Here is a 21,930-nt window from a genome sequence, read left to right as displayed (position 1 = left end):
TCTCCTTGTTCGATAGCAGGTTTCAGTTGGCGTCGAGCAGTTCCAGGATGGTGGCGTTCGCCTGCCCACCGCCCTCACACATCGTCTGGAGGCCGTAGCGCAGGTTGTTGACGCGCATGTGGTGGATCATGTCGGTGAGGATTCGGCCACCCGATCCGCCGAGCGGATGCCCGAGAGCGATCGCTCCACCGTTCGGGTTGACCTTCGCCGGGTCGGCACCGATGTCCTTCAGCCACGCGAGCGGGACGCTCGCAAACGCCTCGTTGACCTCGAACACACCGATGTCGTCGAGCGCAAGACCGGACTTGGCGAGAACCTTCTCGGTCGCCGGGATCGGAGCGGTCAGCATGAGGACCGGGTCGTCACCGACGACGGAAACGGTGTGAATCCTCGCGATCGGAGTCAACCCGTACCGCGCTGCGGCATCCTCGCTCATGATCAGCAACGCCGAAGCGCCGTCAGAGATCTGAGAAGCGTTACCCGCGTGGATTACACCGTCTTCCTTGAACACGGCCTTGAGCTTGGCCAGCGACTCCTCGGTTGTACCGCGACGAATGCCCTCGTCCCGGGAGATCACAGTGCCTTCCGGAGTGGTGACCGGAATGATCTGGGTGTCGAACAACCCCGCGTCCTGCGCGGCGGCGGCGCGCTCGTGCGACCGGACCGCGAACTTGTCGAGGTCCGAACGGGTCAGTCCCCACTTCTCGGCAATCGCCTCCGCACCGACACCCTGGTTGGGCTTGATTCCGTTGTACCGCTCCATGAATGCGGGGCTGTACGGCGATCCGTCGAAGGTACCGGCCGAACCCATCGGAACGCGGGACATGGACTCGACTCCGCCGGCGATGACGACATCGTAGTGTCCGGCTGCCACACTCGCGACCGCGAAATTGAGTGCCTGCTGCGAGGAACCACACTGCCGGTCGACGGTCACGCCAGGAACTGTCTCCGGCCAACCTGCCGCGAGCACCGCGTTGCGGGCGATGTCGTTGGCCTGGTCGCCGACCTGCTGGACACACCCCCAGATGACATCCTCCACAACGGCGGGATCGATCCCGACGCGCTCGACCAGTGCGTTGAGAACGACGGCGGACAGGTCGGCCGGGTGAACGGTGGACAAGCCGCCATTGCGCTTGCCGACGGGGGTACGAACTGCTTCCACGATGACTGCGGTCATGCTGTGCTCCTTGATGTCCCTGGCATCGGCTCGGGACGAGTGAGTGTTTTCCAGTGGTGCGGCATAGCTGATCGCCCGCCTGGATGGTCAGACCCGTGCGGCTTCGATCTCCGCGACTATGTCGAGCAGGCGGCGACGGTCGATCTTGAGTGATACCCCACGTGGAAGTTCGTCGACCGCATGGATGGCGACCGGAACCTCATAGCCGGTCAACCTGCCACGGGCGAAGGTCTTGAGATCGTCCTCGGACACTTCCTTCGCCCCTTCCGCGAACTCGACCACGGCAATCGGAACCTGCCCGAGGCGGTCGTCGGCCCGGCCGAAGACGCACGCGTCGAGAACGGACGCGTGCGCTCGCAACACATCCGAGACAACCTCCGGGTGAATCTTGAAGCCGCCCCGAATGATCGCGTCGTCTGCCCGGCCGTCGATGTAGAGGAATCCGTCCTCGTCCAGGTGCGCGAGGTCGCTCGTTCGCAGCCAGCCACCTGCACCGGCACCGGTCTGGCCGGCCCGTACCTCCAATCGACCCGTTTCGCCGACCGGCAGCACCTCGCCGTTGTCGTCGACGGTCCGCAGGTCGACTCCCGGGAACGGGCGTCCGACGCTTCCGCGTTTCCGCGTCCACCATTCGATGTGCAGCGGCTTGGTCCAACCCGCAACGGCGCCGGAGAACTCGGTGGCGCCGTACACGATCAGCACGGGAATCCCGTACTTTCCGATGAACTCGTCCGCCAGGTCCGGGCTGACGAACGCGGTGCCTGCGGTGACGGCACGCAAACTCGCCAGTTCCTCGGCCGGTGGGTCCGCACTGAGTAGCGAGCGCATCGCCGCCGGCGGCAGACTCGCGATCCTCGGCTTGTGCTCGGACACGGCACCCACCCAGCCCTCCACCGTGAAGCGTGGCAGCAGCACGAAGGGGCGTGCCTCCGTGAGTGCCTGCAGCACGGCCCAGAGTCCGCCGATGTGCACGATCGCCAGGGTCACCAGGGACACCCGCCCGGTGAGCGGTTCCCGATCCGGACCGGCCGCTCCGGTGTGACTGTGCACCGCGGACATCGCTGCGTCGAGCTGGCGCCACGTCAGTGGCACCCGCTTCGGTGGGCCGGTCGTGCCGGAGGTGAACATTTCCACGGCGACCGGGTTCTGCTCGTCCTGAGGAGCCTCGATCGTCACGTCGGGGCCCCCGCAACGCTGCTCGACCACCGATCCGTCGACCGCGAAGCCGACGATTCCCGATCGCCCTGCCGCCGAGACGAATTCCGATTCCGACCACAGTGCCGCGGGCGCCAGAACCACCTGCGGCATCGAATTGACCAAATCCGTCGTCACCCGAGAGGTGGGCTGCATCGGGTTGAGCGTGACAATCGTGCGCCCCTTCCCGAGGATTGCAACCAGCGCCGCGATCGACTCCACGCGGTTGCCGAGCACCACCCCGATACGCGACCCCTCACCGCAACCCACGCTGCCCAACGCTTCGTCGATGCGCTCGACGAGAACTCGAACCTCACCCCAGGTGAACCATCGACCCTCGTGTTGGATCATGTTCGCGGCATCCGGCGCCGACCACAGGGCACCCAATCCGTCTCTGATACCCGCCACTGATCGCCTCCAGTTCCGCCGACGAGGAAGACCTGAGCTCCCCCGGCCCGCCCTTCATGGCGCCGCCCCGGCAATTCCGATCGCGCCGAATGGACGCGTTCACATCAAGATAGATCACATAGTTAACTAGGTCAATCTATAACTTGTCTGACGGAACGCGGAAATGGGGGACCCGTGTTCACGGGTCCCCCATGGCGATCGGGTGCAGCGAATACCTCAGCGTGGCATGCGAAGTCCGCGTTCGGCGATGATGTTCCGCATGATCTCGGAACTGCCTCCGGCGATGGTGTAGGCGCGGGCGTACAGGAACTCGTCCTGCCAACGCCCGTGATCGACGGCTCCGGCGTCGCCCTCCACGAGAATACCTGCCTCACCGCAGAGTTCGATCCCCAGACGCGCGATCTCGACTCCCAGTTCACTGAAGAGCAGCTTCGCCATCGGACCGTCGGATACCCGCTCCGACTTTCGGGACCAGCGACTGATGTTGGCGTACACCAAAGCGGAAAGTGCCTCAACCGAGGCGGACAGGCCGCCGAGCCGTTCCTGGACTGCGCCGTCCTCGATTGCCGGCCGCCCGTTGACCGTCACCTTCGCGGCGAGGTCGACGAGGGCAGCGACGTTCTGACGCAGACGGACCGCATTGGTCGCAACCCCACTCCGCTCGTGCCCGAGGCTGGAGTTCGCGATCGACCAGCCTTGATTCAGCTCGCCGATCAGGGCATCCGGACGGAGTTCGACGTTGTCCAGAAAGACCTCGTTGAAGTCCGACGTCCCCGTCATCTCCCGCAGCGGACGCACGTCCACACCAGGCAATCGCATGTCGACGATGAAGGCGCTGATGCCGCGATGCTTGGGTGCGTCCGGATCCGTCCGCGCAAGCAGATAGCCGAAGTCGGACCATTGCCCGTTCGTGGTCCAGACCTTCTGACCGCTGACGCGGAATCCGCCGTCCGGGGTCCGTGCCGCCTTCGTCCGCAGCGACGCCAGGTCGCTGCCCGAACTCGGCTCACTGAAGAGCTGACAGAAGATCAACTCTCCTGAGCGGATGCCCGGCAGATACCTCGCCTGCTGCTCCTCGGTTCCGAAGTCGATCAGAGCATTCGCAACGAGGTTGGCCGCACCCTGGACGGCGGCGGGCGTTCGTGCGCGCGCGAGTTCCTCGCCGACGACGACGTCCCGCTCGGCGGAGTGTGCGCCGCCCCGGCCGCCGAACCGCTCCGGCCAGGACCCGCCCACGTATCCGGCGGCGAAGAGTTTGCCTGTCCACTCCTTCAGGAGCGCGAGCTCCTCGGGGTTCTCGGCGCTCCGCACTCCCGCCTTGGGCGCGATATCGGGAGCATTCGCGGCCACGAACGCCCTGACCTCACCGCGAAACTCTTCGAGTTCGGCGGTCATCCCGTAGTCCATCTCAGATCCCCTTACCCATCGCACCGCGGCGGATCGACGAGGCAGCGCAGGTGGTCATCGGACCTCGTACTTCCGAGTGGGAACCTCGGATCGGACGATTTGCGCCTTACCGATCGGATTGCCCAGCGACGTGTAGGACATCCCCGTCGCCAGCGCCTGTGAGCGCGTCGAATCCTTCGACTCCCAGATTGCACGGACGCTACCCTGGATCGCGGCCGCAGGCTTGGACGCGATGCGTGCGGCAAGGTCCTGCGCCCGGCCCCACAGCCGATCCCGGGTCACGATCTCGCTGACCAGTCCGATCTCGTATGCACGTTGGGCGGACATCCGTTCGTCGAGGCCGAGGAGGACCATCCGCAACACTTCTCCGATCGGGATGCGGTGCGCGAGCCCGATCGGCTCGAGAGCGGCAACCAATCCGTAGGAGACATGCGGGTCGAAGAATTGAGCATCTTCGCTCGCCACGATGATATCCGCCTCGTTGATCCAGTACAGTGCACCGCCGGCCACCATCCCGTGCACCGCACAGACCAGGGGCTTCCAACAGCCGTTCTGCTTGGGTGACAGTTCCGCCCCGGGATCGCGGCGGCTGAACACGTTCTCGGAGACGTACGTACCCTCCTTGACGTCCATGCCGGTGCTGAAGGCGCGCTCGCCGCTGGCCCGCAGCACGATGACGTGCACGTCGTCGGTTTCGGCCGCGTAGTCCCACAGAGCCCGGAATTCACTCCGCATCTCGTTGGTGAACGAGTTCAACCGGTCCGGACGATTCAGCGTGATGGTCAGAACGTGGTCTTCAAGCTCTGCGATCACCGTGGTCAAGCTGCTCAGGTCCACAGTTCCTCCTGGAGAGTACGGGCACACCCATACCTACTATGTTATGGGCAGGTTCGTCGATCGATCGGACTGCGGATCGCCATCGCCGGATTGCCCGGCGCTGGAGCAGGTCTGCCTGGGGCGGTTCGCACGCACGCCCCAAGCAGACCTGAGTTCGAGGGTCCGATAGATCGACCGGTCACGTCTGATCGGAACGGCGCTTCTCCGCACGCAACTCGCCGTGCCGCTTGAGCATCTGCGCGGCGATCCGCTCCCATTCCCGGGGAGCCGTGGGAAGAATCGCGAGATCGGATGCACGACTCGGCAACGACACCGTCGCGGTAGCCGGGCAGGTCACCTCACCACGCTGACTGGTACCGCGGAACTCGAGGTCGACGAGGTGCCGGTCACCCTCGGTTCGCTTGCCGACAACATGACCGGTGAAGTAGTGAGTGTCGCCGAGGTAGTTGAACTTTCGCATCTGGCTGGACATCGACTCGATCCAGCCCGCGTCGCCGATCCAGTCGGTGAGGTAGTGCGACAACCAGCAGTCACGCATCATGCCGTAGTCGTACGCTGCAGGAAGGCCGATCGAACGCGCGTACTCACTGTCCCAGTGGATCCGCTGCGCGACGTCCGGAATGCCCTGCTCGTTGGGAATGTAGAACGGACCGATACGCTTGCGGTTCTTGTGGGCCAGGCGCCCCGCGGACGGCGTGTACGGAGCGAATCCGTAACCGCCGGAATGGAACACCATCATGTCCGTCGCGGTCAACGGCCCCTTGACCATGTCGCCGAGAGAATCGCCGACCTGGATGTCTTCCCAGTAGCGAGTCTCCGCTCCGCGCGGCTTCTCCGCCGCGTAGAGCTCGTCGATCGCCGCGATGTCCTCGGGTGTGTACGTCGCCGCCTCGATCGCGTCGTACTTCTTCCGCTTCTTCGACTCGTGCCGTTCGGTGTGAATCGTGAGCACACGTTGCGCCTGCACGACCTCGGCACGCTGGTTGAACTGGACGTGTATGCGAGTGACGAGCAACGATCGGCCCGCGAACTCGGACTCCTTCAGTTCGACTTTCTCGAAACCGTGGAAGGAGTAGATCGTGTCACCGTCGTACACCGGGCGGTACCAGTCGGTGGTGCTGCCGGAGACGAATACGTGGATGCCGCGGAAGGCCGGCCTGCGCTGATCGCGTGGGACCGAGTCTGCAAGCAACTCCTGCCGGAGGGCGATGTTGATCATCGGCGGCGCAATCTGACCACCCCAGCGAGTGTCGCGGCCGTACTCCTCGTCGACGAACAGCGGGTTGTCGTCACCGTAAGAGCGCGCGAAGTTGCGAATGACGTCCGGGGTGGCCCGGCTGAACTGCTCACGCTGGGTGACCGCGTGATAGATGCCGACGAGATCCCTGGCTCGCTGGATGTCGGTGTCGAGAAACTCGTAGATCTCGGCTTCGGCCTTCTCCGCCGTGGTCATGGGTACCTCCGTGATCGATGGGCGCGAACCGCGTCAGCGCCAGTGAACCGGCCGCGGGGCCGGTGAGACCGATACCCCGCTACCACAGTAAGTGAACTTAGTTATATATGTAAAGCCGAGGTTTGGCCGGGTCAGGCCGTCGCAGCCCGTTCAGTGAGGCGATCGACGACATGGCGCCGCACGAGCTTGCCGGTCTCCGTGCGGGGCAGATCATCCCAGTACGCGATTCGCTCGGGAGTCTTACTGCTACGCAACGTGTTCCGAACGAAGGACCGCAACTCCTCCCCGTCGACGCTCTCGCCGGGACGCAGCACGACCGCCGCCTCGATCCGCTGGCCCCACTCCTCGTCGGGCAGTCCGACGACAGCAACGTCCAGCACCGCGGGGTGGCGAAGCATCACGTCCTCGATCTCCGCGGGCGCAATGTTCTCCGCACCACGAATGATCGTGTCGTCCACCCGCCCGCCGACGAAGAGGTAGCCGTCGTCATCGACGAAGCCCTTGTCACGAGTATCGAAGAAGCCGCGCTCGTCGACCATGCGCCCGACACCGGCGTACTCGGCCGAGACCTGATCGCCGGCGACACAGATTCGGCCCACCTCACCCGGGCCGAGAACCGCGTCGTTCTCGTCACGAATCTCGATCTGCACGCCCGGGACGGGAAGTCCGACCGAACCGAGACGCGCACGCACGGGCGCGTCACCCGATCCGATCGCGGCCCGGTGCTCTTCCGGACCGAGAACCGCAATGGTCGAACTGGTCTCGGTCAGACCGTAGGCGTTGACGAATCCGACCTCGGGCCACAGTTCCAGCGCCCGCTCGATGACTCGTGTGGGCATGGGCGCTCCCCCATAGGCGAGGCCACGCAACGCCGGAACCGTCTTGTCCGAATCGGAGTCGACGATTCGCGCGAGCATCGTCGGTACGACCAGAGCGTTCGTGACGCCCTCCTGCCGGACCGTGTCCAACCACTGCTCGGGTGTAAACTGCTCGAGAACCATCGTGCGGCGGCCGGCGTAGAGATTAGTGATCACGTTCGCGACCGCTGCAATGTGATACGGCGGCACGCTTACCAGAGCGGCGTCCGCATCATCGGCGTTCGCGAACTCGACGGAGCCGATCACATACGACGAGAGATTCTCGTGCCGCAGGAGAACTCCCTTGGGCGCCGAGGTCGTGCCCGACGTGTAGATGACCACCGCAGCACCCTCCGCGTCGAGAACCTCGTCCTCGCCGGCCTCGGTCACGTCGGATGCGGACAGTTGCTGCAGCCACCGCGCAGGAGTGCGCACGTTCAGACCCGCGCGCTCGAGCACCTCCGCCTGATTCGGGTCTGCAATCCCCAAAGCCCGGGGATGATTGGCCAAGAGCGCGTCGAGCTGCTCACGCCCCAGGCGATAGTTCACGGGGACCAACGGCACACCGGCGCGGGCGGCCGCGAACATCGCCACCGGAAAAGCGGGACCATTCACCGCCAGATAGACGATTGCATCGGCGCCGGAGTCGCGGATGGCGTCCGCACCCGCAATCGCAAGTTCTCTCAGTCGTGATGCCGTGATGCCCGCATCACGGCTGCCGATCACGACCCGGTCGCCGAAACCGTCGACCGCCATGTCCAGCAACATGGAAATATTCATCCGTCACTCCACTCGTCGTTCGGGGGCCCGCAACCTCAGTCCGAGGAGGGCAGCGGCGTGGCCCCCTTGATGGCGAGTACGCTGCCGCCGCCCAACGCGAGCTGACCCTGTCCGGCCTTGGTGCAGAGCACCTCGAGCCCCGACGCCTCGTCGACGTAGCGCTTTCCCATCACCGCACCACCGATGTGCGCAGCATCGATCGACGTTCCGTCCCCGGTCGGGGTCTTTCCCTCCGACATCGGGACGCCACCACACGTCAGCGTCACGTCCCCCTCGGCGGGACGGAGCACGACCAGGGTGGTGGTGTCGACTGCGCTGGCCAACGACTGACCGACCTTGAGAATCACGATTCCTCCATTCACGGGGTGAGCTGTACGACCGTGGAGACGGTCGTGTCGATGCCCTGGGTGTAGCGCCGACTACTTCAGTAGGGTAGCGCGCGTCACATAGTTTAGATAGTACTATAAGTGCCCTTAGATCGATTCCGTGGAACCTCCTCACCGTAAGGACATCGTTGAAATGAACATCATCGGCAAGAAGGCCGTCGTCGTCGGTGGCGCGTCGGGCATGGGGCGGGCGACCGCGGAGGCCCTCGCAGCAGGAGGCGCCCAGGTCGCGATCCTCGACCGTGAAGGCAGCGCCGGAAAGGACGTCGCGACCGAGATCGGCGCGATCTTCCACCCGATCGACATCACCGATCACGAGGGCGCGGAACAGACGCTGGCCGCCGCCGTCGCCGATCTCGGCGCCCTGCACATCGCGGTGAACACCGCCGGCGGCGGGACCGTGAAGAAGACCCTCGGACGGAACGGCCCCCACGACCTCGAGAGCTTCCAGAAGGTCATCGACCTCAACCTTGTCTCGACGTTCAATCTGAATCGGCTCCAGGCCTTCCACATGTCGCACAACGAGCCCGAGGACGACGAGCGCGGCGTGATCGTCAACACCTCCTCGATCGCAGCCTACGAGGGCCAGATCGGCCAGGTCGCATACAGCGCCGCGAAGGCGGGCATTGCCGCGATGGCACTGGTCATGGCCCGCGACCTCGGCCCGCAGGGCATCCGCGTCCTTGCCATCGCCCCGAGCCTGTTCGCGACCGGCGCCACGGCCAAGTTCACTGCCGAGCAGGTCGCTCCGCTCGTCGAGGATGCGGCCTTCCCCAAGCGCATGGGCCGACCCGAGGAGTTCGCGAAGCTCGCACTCGCCATCGTCGACAACCCGATGCTCAACGGGCAGGCCCTGCGCCTGGACGCCGGGCAGCGATTCGCACCCCGCTGATCAACCCGCCAAAGCGTCTTTTGCCGTGGCCGATTCGGCTCGCATCGACAATCGGCCACGGCGTCGCCCGGCCCGCCCCGGCCTCAGATTCGGCCATGGCGCCGAATCTGTGAAAAAGTATGAGGAATTGCCATGCCGCTTCCACACGGGGCCGAGTCCTTTACATCACTCAGGCGCCCTCCTGTGGGCGAGATTCTCACGCTCGCGCAGCTCGACAGGGACCTGTTCCGCGGTGAATCGCATACCCCCGCCCGCCGCATCTACGGGGGCCAGACATTAGGCCAGGCACTCGTGGCGGCCGGTCGGACCGTCGACGGCGACCATCACCCCCATTCGCTCCACGGACACTTCATTCATCCGGGTCGCTCAGACCTCCCGGTCGACTACCGAGTCGAACGCGTCCGGGACGGCGGCAGCTTCACCACTCGTCTCGTACGAGCGGTTCAGAACGATCGAACCATCCTGTTGGCGACCGCGTCGTTCCATCGTGACGAGCAGGGCCTCACCCATCAGGACACGACCACGACACCTAGCCCGACCCCGGAGGATCTCCCCCGCTTCGAGCACAGCCTGAGCGCCTCCGATCTGGGCGATGCGGAGTGGCTGCGCCGACTGCTCGTCAACGTCGGAGTCGAGTTCCGATTCCCTGGCGAGTATCCACGCGTGGCGAACCGGCGCGGAGAGCAGCTACCACCCCGGCAGCGCGCCTGGGTCCGGACCCCGGGAGTTCTCGACGACGAGCCTCTGGTTCAGGCGGCGGGATTCGCGTACTGCTCGGACCTGTTCCTACTTTCGGCAGCCCTACCTCCGCATGCCCGGCACATAGACACCCCCGGGCTGAAGCTGGCAAGCCTGGATCACACCGTCTGGCTGCACACACCGTTTCGCGCGGACGAATGGCATCTGTACGAGCAGCACGGGTACTGGATGGGTGGCGGCCGTGGGATAAGCAGGGGACGTCTCTACAACCGGGACGGCATGCTGCTGGCGAGCACGATGCAGGAAGGACTGCTGCGGTTCCGCTGATGAAACATCGGCCGCCAGATCGCGCAGACCACGCCTCAGACGCTCGGCGAGCGGCGCAGCCAGACCCCGTCCAGGGTCGTTCACGCTGCCATCGGCGACACCGTCGTCACACCTGCCCTCCGGTCATCTGACGCGGTCGAGCAACTTCGTGACCGCCCGGTCGCGCATCACCTCGGGTCGACTGAGCCAGGCTTCGTTCGCGATCGCCCTGCGCAACAACAGATGTGCGGTGTGCTCCCAGGTGAAGCCGATGCCGCCGTGAATCTGGATGCACTCTTCGCTCGACCACACCGCAGCGCTCAGTGCCTCGGCCGATGCGAGTTCCGCGGACAGGACCGCATCCGAGTCCACGCCGTCCCGATCCGCTGCTGCGAGGACCTGCCCCCGTGCGCCCTCCGCACCGACCAGTAGGTTGGCACACTTGTGCGAGATCGCCTGGAACGACCCGATGGCCTGCCCGAATTGTTCACGCTGCCCGGCCCATTCGACGGCGAGGGCAAGCGCGCGGTTGGCAACGCCGACCGAGTCGGCCGCGACAAGCAACTGCGCCACCCGATGAGCCGCAGCGAGTGCATCTGCGACGAGCGCTCCCGCGGCCACCACCGTTGCCGGTGTCGCGTCCAAGCCGACGGTACCGACCGTCGCGGTGATGTCGATCGAGTTCTGGACGGTGATCGAGGCCGCACCCGGCTCCACGGTCGCCAGCAGAAGTTCACCGGTGGCGACATCGGTGGCGAGCACGACCAAGATGTCGGCGACTGGGGCACCAGCCACTCGCTCGACGACACCCGTCAACCGGCCCGTGCCGCACACCGGCAAGTCTGTGTCGCAGACCCAGCCGCCGTCGTCGACGGGTGCGACGAACGCGGCGGTGGCTCCCTTGATCACGGCTTCGGCCGCCCTGTCTGCACCAGCCGCAAGGAGAACTTCCAATGCGATTGCGGTCGGCACCAGCGGCACCGGAGCAAGGCGGTATCCGGCCTCCTCGACGGCCGCGCAGAGCAGCCGCAAGGGTGCGCCGCCGCCGCCGAGTCGCTCCGGAGCGGCCAAACCCGGCAGTCCGAACTTGACCAACTCGTCCCAGAGCCCGATGTCGTAGTCACCCGGCGAGGTCTCCCGGGCGAGGAGGTTTTCGGTCTCGACGTACGAGGAGATCGCCGAGCCGAGAACCTCCCGAAGCGCTGCTTCGTCCCCCTCCGGCGCCGCGAGTGGCCGACCCGGTGTGACGGCCGGGGCGCGCCGGCCCTCTCCACGGTGCGACGGCAGCCCCAATACCCCCTCCGCGATCGTGTTCCGCTGGATCTCAGCGGTGCCCGCGCCGATGGTGGTGGCCCGCGACATCAGGTAGCCATAAGTCCAGCGGCCTTTCTCGGCGGCGCCCTCGGACTGCGCACCCAGTACAGCGGCACTGCCCGTCAGCCGCAGGGCGAGCCTGTGCAGATGCTGTTCGAACTCCGACTTGACCAATCGGTTGACGGAAGCGACACCCCCTGGGTCCTCACCCCGGAGGACGGCCTCGAGTGCTCGCGCGCTGTTCGCCGCGATGCTCCGTACGGACGTCTCCATCCGGGCAATTTCCTGGCGGATCACGGGATCGGCTGCGTATCCCCGATCGACGGCCAGTCGAACAACCTTGTCGACGGTGCCGCGGTAGCGGAACTCGTCGGCGAGGAACGCGGTGGCACGTTCGTGACCGAGGGAGGTTCGCATGATGGACCAGCCCTGCCCCTCCTCGCCGAGCCGATTGGCGACCGGGACCTCGACATCGTCGAAGAAGACCTCGGCAAAGTGGTGGCCGCCGGCCGAATCGCGAAGCGGGCGAATCTCGATGCCCGGCGAGTCCATCGGGATCAGCAGGTACGTGATACCCGACGTCCCGCGACCGGCAGGACCGGTCCGCACCAGTGCAAAGATCCAGTCGGCCCTATCAGCCTTCGTCGTCCAGATCTTCTGGCCCGTCACACGGTAGACATCGCCGTCACGAACGGCCCGGGTCGACAGTGACGCCAGATCACTACCGGCCCCTGGCTCGGAGAATCCCTGGCACCAGAACTCGTCGGCGCGCAGCAGCGGCTCGAGGAACCGATTCTTCTGCTCCTGCGAGCCGTGGACGATGATCGTAGGAGCCACGATGAAGGACATCGCACACGGGTGTTTCGGTGCGCCGGCAGCGGAGACCATGCGGTAGTAGTCGAGCTGATCGTCGAGCGAGAGTTCCATTCCACCGACCTCGACGGGCCAGCCCGGGGCCGCCAAGCCGGCGTCGACAAGCTCGGACTGCCACGCTGTCGACGCGTCGAAGCGATCGCGTGACGTGGCCGGTCGTGGGCGTTTGCGATACTCGTCGAGCAGAACGGACAGCCGGGACCGCCAGTCACCGGTGTGAGCGTCGAGCACCGCCGTGGACGTCTCTTCCACCGCGCCACCTCCCCTTGTTCGTTCGGTACGGAACTGCATACCGGGAATGAAAGTTTCTTTGTGTCAGATTTTCTGACCGCGCCGACTGTCGAAGCGCGTACTCACGTCTCTGCCGTTCGATCGGAACGTCACCGCGGCCTCCGCCTCGAGACTCAATGCGTGCGAGAGGGAAACACCCGCGCCTTCCTTGAGCAGTCGCAGCATTCGCTGGATCGCCGCGGGGTGCCCGTCGGCGATGCGGTGCGCGATCTCGAGCGTGCGCACCATGAGCGATTCGTGCGCGACCACTTCGTTTGCGAGGCCGATTCGGGCGGCGGCCGCACCGTCGATCGGCTCGCCGCTGAGGACGAACTGGATCGCAGCCGGCAGCCCGACCATACGCGGCAGCATCGCACTTCCACCCCAACCGTTGAGCAGCCCGATCTGTGCATGGGTGTCAGCGAATTCGGCGCGGTCCGAGGCGACGATGAACGAGCAGTTCACCGCGAACTCGTAGCCACCGGTGTAGCAGGGGCCGTTTACCGCGGCGATCACCGGCTTCGAGATGCCACGCAGCACCTGGGTGGGCGTCGGCCCCTCGGTTCGTGGCGACGGACCCGAGAGCGCCTCGGGGAGGTCGACTCCCGCGGAGAAAGATGTTCCGGCGCCGGTGATGACGACGACGCGGACCTCGTCATCGGTATCCGCCCGCCACAGTTCCTTCTTGATCGCCTTGCGCATCGCCCGATTGATGGCGTTGCGCCGATCGGGCCGGTTAAGCGTGAGAACCGTGACGAACCCGTCACGTTCGACGAGCAGCGGCGGCTTGTGCGGATCTTCGGTAGTGGCTTCGACAACCACTTCGCTCATCGTGACCCCCTCAGACCGCGGCGGAGGCCGCGGGAACGAGAACCACGTCACGCGAGAGGCCGAGAAGACGCGTCTCTGCGTCGGCGGCGGTACGCCGAACCACCTCACCCGCGGCCGGGATGTCCCTGATCAGGCCCTGGACGACACCGACCGTCCAGATACCGAACTCCGGGTCACCCTCCTCGTAGACCTTGCGGCCTCGGGTACCCGCGACGAGATCCTTGACTTCCTTGAAGCGTCCACCCTTGTTCAGGATGTCGACAACCTCTTCGCTGACCGAGTTGCGGGAGGCACGCATCGTGTTGCGGAGCTGACGGAAGATCAGTTGAGTGTCGAGCTCGGAAGCCCCGACGATCTGATTCTTGATGTTCTCGTGAATGGGGCTCTCCTGCGTGCACATGAACCTGGTGCCCATGTTGATGCCGTCGGCACCGAGCGCGAGAGCAGCGGCGAGACCGCGGCCGTCGGCGAACCCACCGGAGGCGATGAACGGGATTGTCAGCGCGTCCGCCGCCGCCGGGATGAGGACGAGTCCTGGCACATCGTCCTCGCCGGGGTGTCCGGCGCACTCGAAACCGTCGATACTCACGGCGTCCACACCGATCCGCTCCGCCTTGAGCGCGTGGCGGACGCTCGTGCACTTGTGAATGACTTTGATGCCGTGTTCCTTCAGGTGCTCGACATGCACGGTCGGATCCGAACCCGCGGTCTCGACGATCTTGACGCCGGACTCGATGATCACCTGGCGGAACTCCGCGTACGGCGGCGGGTTGATGGACAGCGTCAGAGTCAGGTTCACCCCGAACGGCTTGTCTGTCATCGCCTTACAGCGCTCGATCTCCTGCGCGAGAGCATCCGGGGTCGGTTGAGTCAGTGCGGTGATGACACCGAGACCACCGGCGTTCGACACTGCTGCGGCGAGTTCCGCGCGTCCGACCCACATCATGCCGCCCTGCACGATCGGGTGCTCGACCCCGAATTCCTCGGTGAACCGTGTCTTCAACATTGCTGCTCCTAGGCGCGTGCCGGAGATCCGGCGGCAGGTACCACGGTGATCCACCACACCGTCGACTAATACAAAGCTAACATAGTTGACTATGTGAGCGGCTGCAAGATCGTGATCGGACATCATCCGATGACAGGGACCCGTTTATCGCTACGAAAGCGGGAACCCCCCGGCCAGGTCCGAGGAAACCTTGCAGGTCAGCACGGCATACAGCACGACCGGTACACTGGGTGCTTTACTGAGTACTCATAGTCACCCTTGAAAGCGAAGGTGTACGCACCCATGACCGATGACGCCACCGTTTCGCCAGTCTTCGAGCAGCGCGCACTCTCGACGCGTGCCATTCGCACTCCGAAGACTGCCGAGTTGGTTGCTCTCAAGCTCCGCCGAATGATCGTCGACGGCGAACTGAAGGACGGCGATCACCTCCCGCACGAGGCCGAATTGATGGAGCATTTCGCGGTGAGCCGACCGACGCTGCGTGAGGCGGTTCGAGTACTCGAGGCCGAACGCCTCGTCGAGGTCCGCCGCGGGTCACGCTCCGGCGCCCGCGTGTGTGTACCCGGTCCAGAGGTGGTCGCACGGCCCGCGTCGCTCCTACTGGAACTGTCCGGCGCCACCGTTGCCGACGTCTTCGTCGCCCGAGAGGCCATCGAACCGGCCGCTGCTCGCATCCTGGCGGAATCCGGCACCGAAGACGACTTCGACGAACTGGAGAGGCTGCTCGACGAGGAGGTCCCCGCCGCCTTTGCGGCGGGCGACTTCGGCCCCGCCGCTGCAAGGTTTCACCTCCGGATGGTTCAACTGTCCGGCAACGCAACGCTTGCCCTGATCGCCGGCATGCTCCACGAAATCTTCGAGAGACACACCACCAACGTGGCCCGTGAACGCGCCATCGTCGATGCCGAGGCCGCCCACGAGCGCTACAGGCTGTTCGTACGTTCCCTGCGACGGCTGATCAAGCTACTCCGCGACCGCGACGGAGACGGTGCCTTCGCCCACTGGAACAAGCACATGAAGGTGGCGCGGACCATGACGCTGGCCGGCAATGAAACGACGCAGGTCCGAGACATCCTCGACTGACACCCGCGCCGGGCCCCCGACCACACACCAGCCGCCGTGCCCTTCACGCGCAGCAGGTGCCCGACCCAGCCGACGTGACGTCAGACGACGTCACCTCGGCCGGCCCACTCGGTGGCTCGCTGCTCGAACTCCTGGAAGGCGGACAGCGCCCTGGCGACGACCGCCTCAACCTGTTCGGGCTCGGTGTCGAGACACAACTGCATCACGACGTGATGGGGTCCGTCGGCAGGCATGAGCTCCGAAGCGAGCTCCCTGTCGATCAGCCCGGACCTGATGGCACCTTCGCACGACTCGGAGAAGGTCTGCGGCGTACGCCCTGAGCTCGCCCGGGAAACGTGGCAGTTGATGTCGAATGCCATGTCCGTCAAGTTCGCGAGAACGCGTTCGATCACCAGGCCGGCGGTCGAGTTCCGCTCCAGGAGCTCCACATCGACGGAGCCGATGGCTTCCACCTGCCGGAGGGCTCGCCGCATGGTGATCAAGATGTGATCGATACGCTCGGAATCCGATCGAGAGTACGCATCTCGCGACGACCGCTCGGCAGCGTCGGAGAGCGCAACGCCGGAGGGGACAGTGGCCACTCCCGCATCCGGAGTCCTGCTCGATGCGACATTCAAGGTGTTCACCCCCCCATGGTGGAGCCATCACGCACACCAGTCAACATTCGGAGCTCGGATACCTCGCCACGCATGCCGATCTCCATCCGAAAATATCGATGATTCGAATCCTATTCCGCCAGATGGCATGAGCGGTGGACCGGGGTGACCCGACAGGACGACAGTGGACACGGTGTGGACTTGGCGTTCCGAGCGCGCTCTCGGACGAGTCCATCGCGAACATTAATGCCGAGGGCGAGGATTCATTGTGAAGTCGTTGAGCGATCTGATGCGCAACTGCATGCAGCTGGGATACGTGACCGAGGATATCGATGTTGCGGCAGCGTTCCTGGAGACAAGCCTGGGGACCGTCGAGTGCGTCAAGAGCTATCGATCGTCATTGGGGCGGACACTCGACGGGGCGGCACATGGTAGTCCTCCGGCCACGGATCCGCGCGCACTCGAGGGATCGTTCGTCGTCGTCGACGGTGCAGTCGCCGAAGAATGGGTGATCGATGTTGCTCTGGTCAATGCCGGCGCGACCAACATCGAGATCATCCGGCCGGTGGGCGGTGCGGTGGACCTCTACCGAGGCAAGCTCCGCGCCGACACTCCGGCGACCTTCCACCATGCAGGGTTTCGTGTCGACGACTTCGACGAGGCATCCGCAATGGTGGCGAGAAGTGGTCGAACGTGGGCGCAGTACGGAGTCAGTGGTGGTATCCGGTTCGGATACCTCGACCTGACTGCGGAACTCGGACACTTCATCGAGGTAATGGAACTCGACGAGGCGAGCGCGAACATGTTCGCGAAACTGGAAATGGCTTCCAACTCTGTCAACTGATCGTCAGGTCGGTCTCGGGGCTTCCCGCGACGCAGGAAAGGAATGAAATTGCAGAAGAATGAGGCTGACGACGTCTACGACGTCATCGTCGTCGGTTCGGGTGCTGGATTGGTTGGTGCGCTTGCCGCAGCTTCACGTGGGCTCCGGACACTCGTCATCGAGAAGACCGAGTTCATCGGTGGCACCACCGCCTACTCGGGATCGGGATTGTGGCTGCCGGGCAACGCTGCCGAGCGTCGCGCCGGGCTGGATTCAGGACCGGACCAGGCGCGCCCCTATCTCGATGCCATCGTCGGTGAGGACGCACCGTCAGCTCTGCGGGAAGCGTTCCTGCGGGCCGGTGCACCCATGATCGACGAACTCGAGAGCAATTCGTGGCTGGGACAGTTCTACTGGCTGGGCGTACCCGACTATTTCGAGAAGGCGCCGGGAAGCCTGGCCGGGGGCCGCACGATCTTCCCGGAACCCCTCGACCGTTCGGCCCTGGGAGATCTCGAGCCGTTGGTGCGTCGGCCTCAGTGGGCCGAACGCTCCGGCGCCCACCCCGGGGACGTGATGACCGGTGGGCAGGCACTGATCGCTCGCCTGCTTCTCGCGTTCACGGAAACCGGAAACGGGGCGATCCGGACGAACACGCCGTTGAAGCGGCTCGTCGTCGAAGATGGTCGGGTCGTCGGCGTCGAGGCAACCTCCGACGGAGAATCGATCACGCTGCGCGCCCGGCGCGGTGTCATCCTCGCGGCCGGCGGCTACGAGCGCAACGGCGAGTTCCGCCAGAAGTACCAACCGGAGGTGACGGGCGAATGGTCCCAGGGAGCGCCCGGTAACACCGGCGATGCCCTCGTCGCCGGAATGGAGATCGGTGCCGCAACAGATCTCCTCGAAGAAGCATGGTTCGCTCCCGGGCTCGTGGTTCCCAACGAACGTCCGGTGTTCTACACCTCTGTGTGGAGTGGAATCTGGGTCAACGACGCCGGTGAGCGCTTCATGAACGAACGACTCCCGTACGACAGGGCCGGCCACGAAATTCTTCGTGCACAGCGAAATTCGGATGTGTCGCACATCCCGGTCCACTGGGTGTTCGATCAACGCCAGTTCGACAACGAGCGCGCATTCTCCTCACCGCCGGTGGCGCCGCAGTCCACGGACTGGTTCGACATCGACAAGTTCTTGGCGGCCGGAGTCCTCCAGAAGGCCGACACCCTCGAGGAACTTGCGGAACTGATCGGTGTCCCAGCCGAAACGTTGACGAAGAGCGTCGCGCAGTTCAATGAGTACGCACTGAGCGGGAAGGACGAAGCATTCGGTCGAGGCGACGCACCGTGGGACCGAAACATCGTCAATACGTGCGGCAGCCATGACGACGGACCGAATCCGTGCCTGGGTTTGATCGGCAAGCCGCCGTTCTACGCCGCGCAGATCGTGTTGTCGGACCTCGGGACGAAGGGTGGGCTGAAGACCGACGAGAATTCCCGGGTTCTGCGGGAGGACGGCTCCGTCATCACCGGCCTCTACGCATCGGGTAACACCATGGCTCCGATGACCGGGCGGATCTACCCCGGCGCGGGCGGTCCTGTCGGATCGTCCATGGTCTTCTCCTACCTGGCCGCACTGGACATGGCTGACTCGAACGGCTGATCGGCGACCTACCCGAGAACTGAGGGCCCCCGAGGTTGTAATCCTCGGGGGCCCTCCGGTTTCCGATCGTTCCCGCCCGAGTCGGGCTCAGGCTGCGTCTGTCGAGTGCCCGGGGAAGAGCGAGAGTGCGGGATCCAAGGCAACGGCCGCATTGTTGACTGCGGTGGCCACCTCACCGAACCCGACCGACATGAGCCGGACCTTCCCGGTGTAGGAGGTGATGTCGCCGGCGGCATAGACACGTGCCGCCGTCGTCTGCATACGACTGTCGACGACGATTGTGCGACGATCCAGATCCATGCCCCATTCCGTCAGCGGTCCGAGATTGCTGATGAAGCCGAGCGCGGCGACCACCGCATCGACGGGCAGAACCCGAGGGTCGTTCTGACCGTCGATGCGAACGTGGGCCCGCTGCACGGTGCCGTTCCCGTGGAGCGACTCCACCTGCGCATCGGTGATGATCTCGACACCACTGTCGTTCAGTTCCCGGACGCTCGCCGCATGGGCCCGGAACGCGCTGCGGCGATGGACCAGCGTCACCGAGCGGGCGATCTTCCGCAGTGCAAGTGCCCAGTCCACTGCACTGTCCCCGCCTCCGACGACGAGTACGTCACGGCCGGCGTGTTCCTGCGGGTCCGGCACGAAGTAGCTCAGGCCACGCTCGAGAAACTCCTCGCCGGCCGGGAGCGTCCGCGGAGTGAAGGTCCCGATACCCGCGGTGACGATCACCGCTCCGGCATCGATGACGGTACCGTCGGACAGCGTGACAACCGGTCGGCCGTCCGGGGAGTAGGTGAGAGCGACCGCTTCACGACCCAGGAGATAGACCGGTTCGAACGCGTCTGCCTGCGCCTTGAGCGCAGCGACGACCTCCCGCCCGAGTGCCCCCGGGACGGCAGCGATATCGCGGATCTCCTTCTCTGGGTACAGCGCGGTGATCTGTCCACCGCACTGGGGAAGGGCATCGACGAGCACTGTGGACAGTCCGCGGAAGCCCGCCGTGTACGCGCCGAACAGTCCGACAGGACCTGCGCCGACGATGAGGATGTCTGTGGTAACGGTCTCGGCCATGGGCCGTCCTCCTGAGGTATGGCAATGATGACCGGGTCTGCCGGCCTGACCGGCCGGCAGGCCCGGATATGGAAAGTCAGAGCTTGTTGCGCTCCAGATCGCCAGTACGCGGCGACACTCCGTCAGCAGTGCCCGAGGCAGGTTCCGCGGTGTTGACCGAGAACTCCTCGATGGCCTCTCCACTCCGCTCGCGAAGTACCGTGAAACCGACGAGAAGCGCAACGATGCAGATCGCGGCCGAGATCCACAGCCACGTGGTGATGCCCCGATCTTGGTAAAACACACCACCTTCCGGTGCAGACACCATATACGGAGCCAGGACGGCGAACATGACGACGGGGAGAATCGACGATGCACCCGTGGTGCACAACTGCACTGTGCCGGCCGTCGACCCCTGGTCGCCGGCGGGCGTCGCACGCATCACCAGGTTCGGAACCGCAGCGGTGGATACACCACCGGCAAGTCCGAGGAGGAGGCTGCCGATCATCACGGTGGCGAAAGTATCGTGCGCCAGCGCGAACGACACCAATGATGCCGCGAAGACAGCGATGCCCAGGGTCAGGAATGCGCGAGGGTTTCGTCCACGCGCAAGGAGTATGCCGATCACAGCGCCACCGAAGACAGTCGCCAGTTGTTTGGGAGTGGCGATGCTGGAGAATTCCAGGGGGTTCAATCCGAGACCGTACGTGACGCCGTTGTCCCGCGAGGTCATCGCGAGCAGCGGGACCAACTGGTAGGTCGCGGCCGACACCGAGTAGGCAACCGCGCCGGCGAACGCCACGAACACCAGGGGCTTACGCCGGAAGAGCGCGAGATTGATGATGGGCTCGTCGACGTTGCGCGTGCGCCACACGAACAACCCACCGAGAACGATGCCGATGAGCAGCAGCGGCGAGGCTTCTAGCCAACCCCAGGTTCGGCCCATGCTGACGTAGAGCAGCACGGGAACAACGGCACCGGTCAGGATGAGGCCACCGAAGAAGTCCGGCTTTGCCTCACGACGATTCGTCGATTCGGGCAGGATCGCCCAGATCCCGATGCACAGGCCGAGGGTCCATACCGCGTCGAACAGGAACATTCCGCGGAAGCCGTGGTTCTCCAACAGCCATCCGATGACCGTGGGTGCTGCGATCGTGAATGCTCCCATTCCGGTGACGGTGATACTCGCTGCGAACGCGGCCTGCTTGGGCGGGTAGATATCGCGGATGTAGGACGGGATCAACGACAGCGTTGCGAGAATGGGGCCCTGGAGGATTCGCCCGATCAGCAGGACCGTGAAGCTCGGAGCCACGGCGCAGATCAGGGCTCCCACTCCGGCCACCGTCATGGTGATCAGCAGCACCCGCCGCTTGCCGTAGAGGTCTGCGGCCTTACCGAGGAGTGGCGCACAAACTGCACCGACGAGGAAGTAGACGGTCATCAGCCAACCGCCTTGCGATGTCGGAAACTCCTTCAGGATGCTGGGCAGACCGATCGAGACCATGCTGTTGCCCAGCGAGAGCGCTTCGAGCACTGCCGACATGAGAACGATTCCGACGATCATCGTGGCGGTCCAGCCCTGTGCGGAATCGGGATCTCTGCCAGTCGTCGGTGTGGGTAGTGACATCGGTGTTCCTCCGTGGGAGGTAGGGGGTGAACGTGCGTGTCAGCCGGATCGCCGGTAGATCGCTTTCTGACGGGGGACGTCGAGCGGTAGTGCGCGGGGAGGTCTATCGGCGTGGGATGCGCCCGACAGCCTCGGTGTGGGAACGATCCAGTGGCAGTCCACTACCGAGACTCGGTTCGGCAACCCGACACCGACATGCGAATCGCTCGGTGCCCGACACAGCTTAAGACGCCGTCACGAAGTACCCGCAGCGCGTATTCCATTTGATGGAATGACAAATGGACAATACGAAACCACTGCTGGAGAGTGATTTTCAAGCCTGATAGAGGCAACGTTCGACGGCTGGCGGCCAGGCGACTCGCCCGGTTGTGCAGACCAGATGTGATTCAGGCGGTGGTCCGT

Annotated in this window: 18 protein-coding genes; 5 read left to right on the top strand and 13 right to left on the bottom strand. The window is 64.9% G+C overall.

Annotated features, from left to right (window positions below; translation table 11 throughout):
- Window positions 1-22: 22 nt before the first annotated feature.
- The 7 genes from CJ177_RS12000 to CJ177_RS11970 all read right to left on the bottom strand — a co-directional run bounded on the left by CJ177_RS12000 (window position 23) and on the right by CJ177_RS11970 (window position 8,460).
- Entirely contained in the window at window positions 23-1,177 is a 1,155-nt protein-coding gene (locus CJ177_RS12000; protein WP_061045565.1) for a thiolase family protein, read from the bottom strand.
- Between the two features lie 87 nt (window positions 1,178-1,264).
- On the bottom strand, window positions 1,265-2,779 hold the full coding sequence (locus CJ177_RS11995) for a class I adenylate-forming enzyme family protein (RefSeq protein WP_179443212.1): 1,515 nt from the start codon (window positions 2,777-2,779) through the stop codon (window positions 1,265-1,267).
- A gap of 216 nt (window positions 2,780-2,995) precedes the next feature.
- Entirely contained in the window at window positions 2,996-4,186 is a 1,191-nt protein-coding gene (locus tag CJ177_RS11990) for an acyl-CoA dehydrogenase family protein (RefSeq protein WP_061045566.1), read from the bottom strand.
- A gap of 54 nt (window positions 4,187-4,240) precedes the next feature.
- Window positions 4,241-5,023, bottom strand: a complete 783-nt coding sequence (locus tag CJ177_RS11985) for an enoyl-CoA hydratase/isomerase family protein (RefSeq protein ID WP_095867825.1) — start codon at window positions 5,021-5,023, stop codon at window positions 4,241-4,243.
- A 178-nt stretch (window positions 5,024-5,201) separates the two neighbouring features.
- Window positions 5,202-6,476 (bottom strand): MaoC family dehydratase N-terminal domain-containing protein, encoded by a 1,275-nt coding sequence (locus CJ177_RS11980; RefSeq protein ID WP_082764904.1) that lies wholly within the window; start codon window positions 6,474-6,476, stop codon window positions 5,202-5,204.
- Between the two features lie 131 nt (window positions 6,477-6,607).
- Window positions 6,608-8,113: a class I adenylate-forming enzyme family protein gene (locus CJ177_RS11975; protein WP_061045568.1), complete on the bottom strand. Its 1,506-nt coding sequence runs from the start codon at window positions 8,111-8,113 to the stop codon at window positions 6,608-6,610.
- A gap of 35 nt (window positions 8,114-8,148) precedes the next feature.
- Window positions 8,149-8,460, bottom strand: a complete 312-nt coding sequence (locus CJ177_RS11970; protein WP_373560045.1) for a hypothetical protein — start codon at window positions 8,458-8,460, stop codon at window positions 8,149-8,151.
- A gap of 172 nt (window positions 8,461-8,632) precedes the next feature.
- Here CJ177_RS11970 and CJ177_RS11965 point away from each other — a divergent pair, with 172 nt between their 5' ends.
- Window positions 8,633-9,391, top strand: a complete 759-nt coding sequence (locus CJ177_RS11965; protein WP_061045569.1) for an SDR family NAD(P)-dependent oxidoreductase — start codon at window positions 8,633-8,635, stop codon at window positions 9,389-9,391.
- 183 nt (window positions 9,392-9,574) lie between these two features.
- A complete protein-coding gene (locus tag CJ177_RS11960; protein ID WP_179443211.1) occupies window positions 9,575-10,417 on the top strand; it encodes an acyl-CoA thioesterase II in 843 nt (280 codons plus the stop codon).
- A 123-nt stretch (window positions 10,418-10,540) separates the two neighbouring features.
- Here the strand turns inward: CJ177_RS11960 and CJ177_RS11955 are convergent, their stop codons facing one another.
- The 3 genes from CJ177_RS11955 to CJ177_RS11945 are packed head-to-tail and all read right to left on the bottom strand — an operon-like array spanning window position 10,541 to window position 14,690.
- Window positions 10,541-12,874, bottom strand: a complete 2,334-nt coding sequence (locus CJ177_RS11955) for an acyl-CoA dehydrogenase family protein (protein WP_082764905.1) — start codon at window positions 12,872-12,874, stop codon at window positions 10,541-10,543.
- A gap of 24 nt (window positions 12,875-12,898) precedes the next feature.
- Window positions 12,899-13,684 (bottom strand): enoyl-CoA hydratase-related protein, encoded by a 786-nt coding sequence (locus tag CJ177_RS11950; RefSeq protein ID WP_095867823.1) that lies wholly within the window; start codon window positions 13,682-13,684, stop codon window positions 12,899-12,901.
- 10 nt (window positions 13,685-13,694) lie between these two features.
- Window positions 13,695-14,690 carry a nitronate monooxygenase family protein gene (locus tag CJ177_RS11945; RefSeq protein ID WP_061045573.1) on the bottom strand — a complete coding sequence of 332 codons (996 nt, stop codon included), beginning with the start codon at window positions 14,688-14,690 and terminating at the stop codon, window positions 13,695-13,697.
- A gap of 282 nt (window positions 14,691-14,972) precedes the next feature.
- On the opposite strand from CJ177_RS11945, the gene CJ177_RS11940 reads away from it, so the two are divergent.
- Window positions 14,973-15,773 carry a FadR/GntR family transcriptional regulator gene (locus tag CJ177_RS11940; protein WP_061045574.1) on the top strand — a complete coding sequence of 267 codons (801 nt, stop codon included), beginning with the start codon at window positions 14,973-14,975 and terminating at the stop codon, window positions 15,771-15,773.
- 80 nt (window positions 15,774-15,853) lie between these two features.
- On the opposite strand, the gene CJ177_RS11935 is transcribed toward CJ177_RS11940, so the two are convergent.
- Entirely contained in the window at window positions 15,854-16,354 is a 501-nt protein-coding gene (locus CJ177_RS11935; RefSeq protein ID WP_061696794.1) for a hypothetical protein, read from the bottom strand.
- A 283-nt stretch (window positions 16,355-16,637) separates the two neighbouring features.
- On the opposite strand from CJ177_RS11935, the gene CJ177_RS11930 reads away from it, so the two are divergent.
- Both CJ177_RS11930 and CJ177_RS11925 read left to right on the top strand, forming a co-directional pair.
- Window positions 16,638-17,213, top strand: coding sequence for a VOC family protein (locus CJ177_RS11930; protein ID WP_231913745.1), 576 nt, complete (start codon window positions 16,638-16,640; stop codon window positions 17,211-17,213).
- Between the two features lie 48 nt (window positions 17,214-17,261).
- On the top strand, window positions 17,262-18,851 hold the full coding sequence (locus CJ177_RS11925) for an FAD-dependent oxidoreductase (RefSeq protein ID WP_231913743.1): 1,590 nt from the start codon (window positions 17,262-17,264) through the stop codon (window positions 18,849-18,851).
- Window positions 18,852-18,938: 87 nt separating this feature from the next.
- On the opposite strand, the gene CJ177_RS11920 is transcribed toward CJ177_RS11925, so the two are convergent.
- On the bottom strand, window positions 18,939-19,922 hold the full coding sequence (locus CJ177_RS11920; RefSeq protein WP_061045577.1) for an NAD(P)/FAD-dependent oxidoreductase: 984 nt from the start codon (window positions 19,920-19,922) through the stop codon (window positions 18,939-18,941).
- Between the two features lie 76 nt (window positions 19,923-19,998).
- Window positions 19,999-21,528 (bottom strand): MFS transporter, encoded by a 1,530-nt coding sequence (locus CJ177_RS11915; protein WP_095867822.1) that lies wholly within the window; start codon window positions 21,526-21,528, stop codon window positions 19,999-20,001.
- Between the last annotated feature and the right edge of the window lie 402 nt (window positions 21,529-21,930).

Origin of the sequence: Rhodococcus sp. ACPA1 (assembly GCF_002300195.1) — a bacterium.
Classification (GTDB): Bacteria; Actinomycetota; Actinomycetes; order Mycobacteriales; family Mycobacteriaceae; genus Rhodococcus_F; species Rhodococcus_F opacus.
Note: the sequence above shows the minus strand (reverse complement) of the source record. Positions and strands in the feature narration are given on the sequence as shown.

Excerpts from the sequence above, each read along its gene's own strand:
- CJ177_RS12000 (WP_061045565.1), bottom strand. The coding sequence starts at position 1,177 with ATGACCGCAGTCATCGTGGAAGCAGTTCGTACCCCCGTCGGCAAGCGC.
- CJ177_RS11990 (WP_061045566.1), bottom strand. The coding sequence starts at position 4,186 with ATGGACTACGGGATGACCGCCGAACTCGAAGAGTTTCGCGGTGAGGTC.
- CJ177_RS11980 (WP_082764904.1), bottom strand. The coding sequence starts at position 6,476 with ATGACCACGGCGGAGAAGGCCGAAGCCGAGATCTACGAGTTTCTCGAC.
- CJ177_RS11975 (WP_061045568.1), bottom strand. The coding sequence starts at position 8,113 with ATGAATATTTCCATGTTGCTGGACATGGCGGTCGACGGTTTCGGCGAC.
- CJ177_RS11965 (WP_061045569.1), top strand. The coding sequence starts at position 8,633 with ATGAACATCATCGGCAAGAAGGCCGTCGTCGTCGGTGGCGCGTCGGGC.
- CJ177_RS11955 (WP_082764905.1), bottom strand. The coding sequence starts at position 12,874 with ATGCAGTTCCGTACCGAACGAACAAGGGGAGGTGGCGCGGTGGAAGAG.
- CJ177_RS11950 (WP_095867823.1), bottom strand. The coding sequence starts at position 13,684 with ATGAGCGAAGTGGTTGTCGAAGCCACTACCGAAGATCCGCACAAGCCG.
- CJ177_RS11945 (WP_061045573.1), bottom strand. The coding sequence starts at position 14,690 with ATGTTGAAGACACGGTTCACCGAGGAATTCGGGGTCGAGCACCCGATC.
- CJ177_RS11940 (WP_061045574.1), top strand. The coding sequence starts at position 14,973 with ATGACCGATGACGCCACCGTTTCGCCAGTCTTCGAGCAGCGCGCACTC.
- CJ177_RS11920 (WP_061045577.1), bottom strand. The coding sequence starts at position 19,922 with ATGGCCGAGACCGTTACCACAGACATCCTCATCGTCGGCGCAGGTCCT.
- CJ177_RS11915 (WP_095867822.1), bottom strand. The coding sequence starts at position 21,528 with ATGTCACTACCCACACCGACGACTGGCAGAGATCCCGATTCCGCACAG.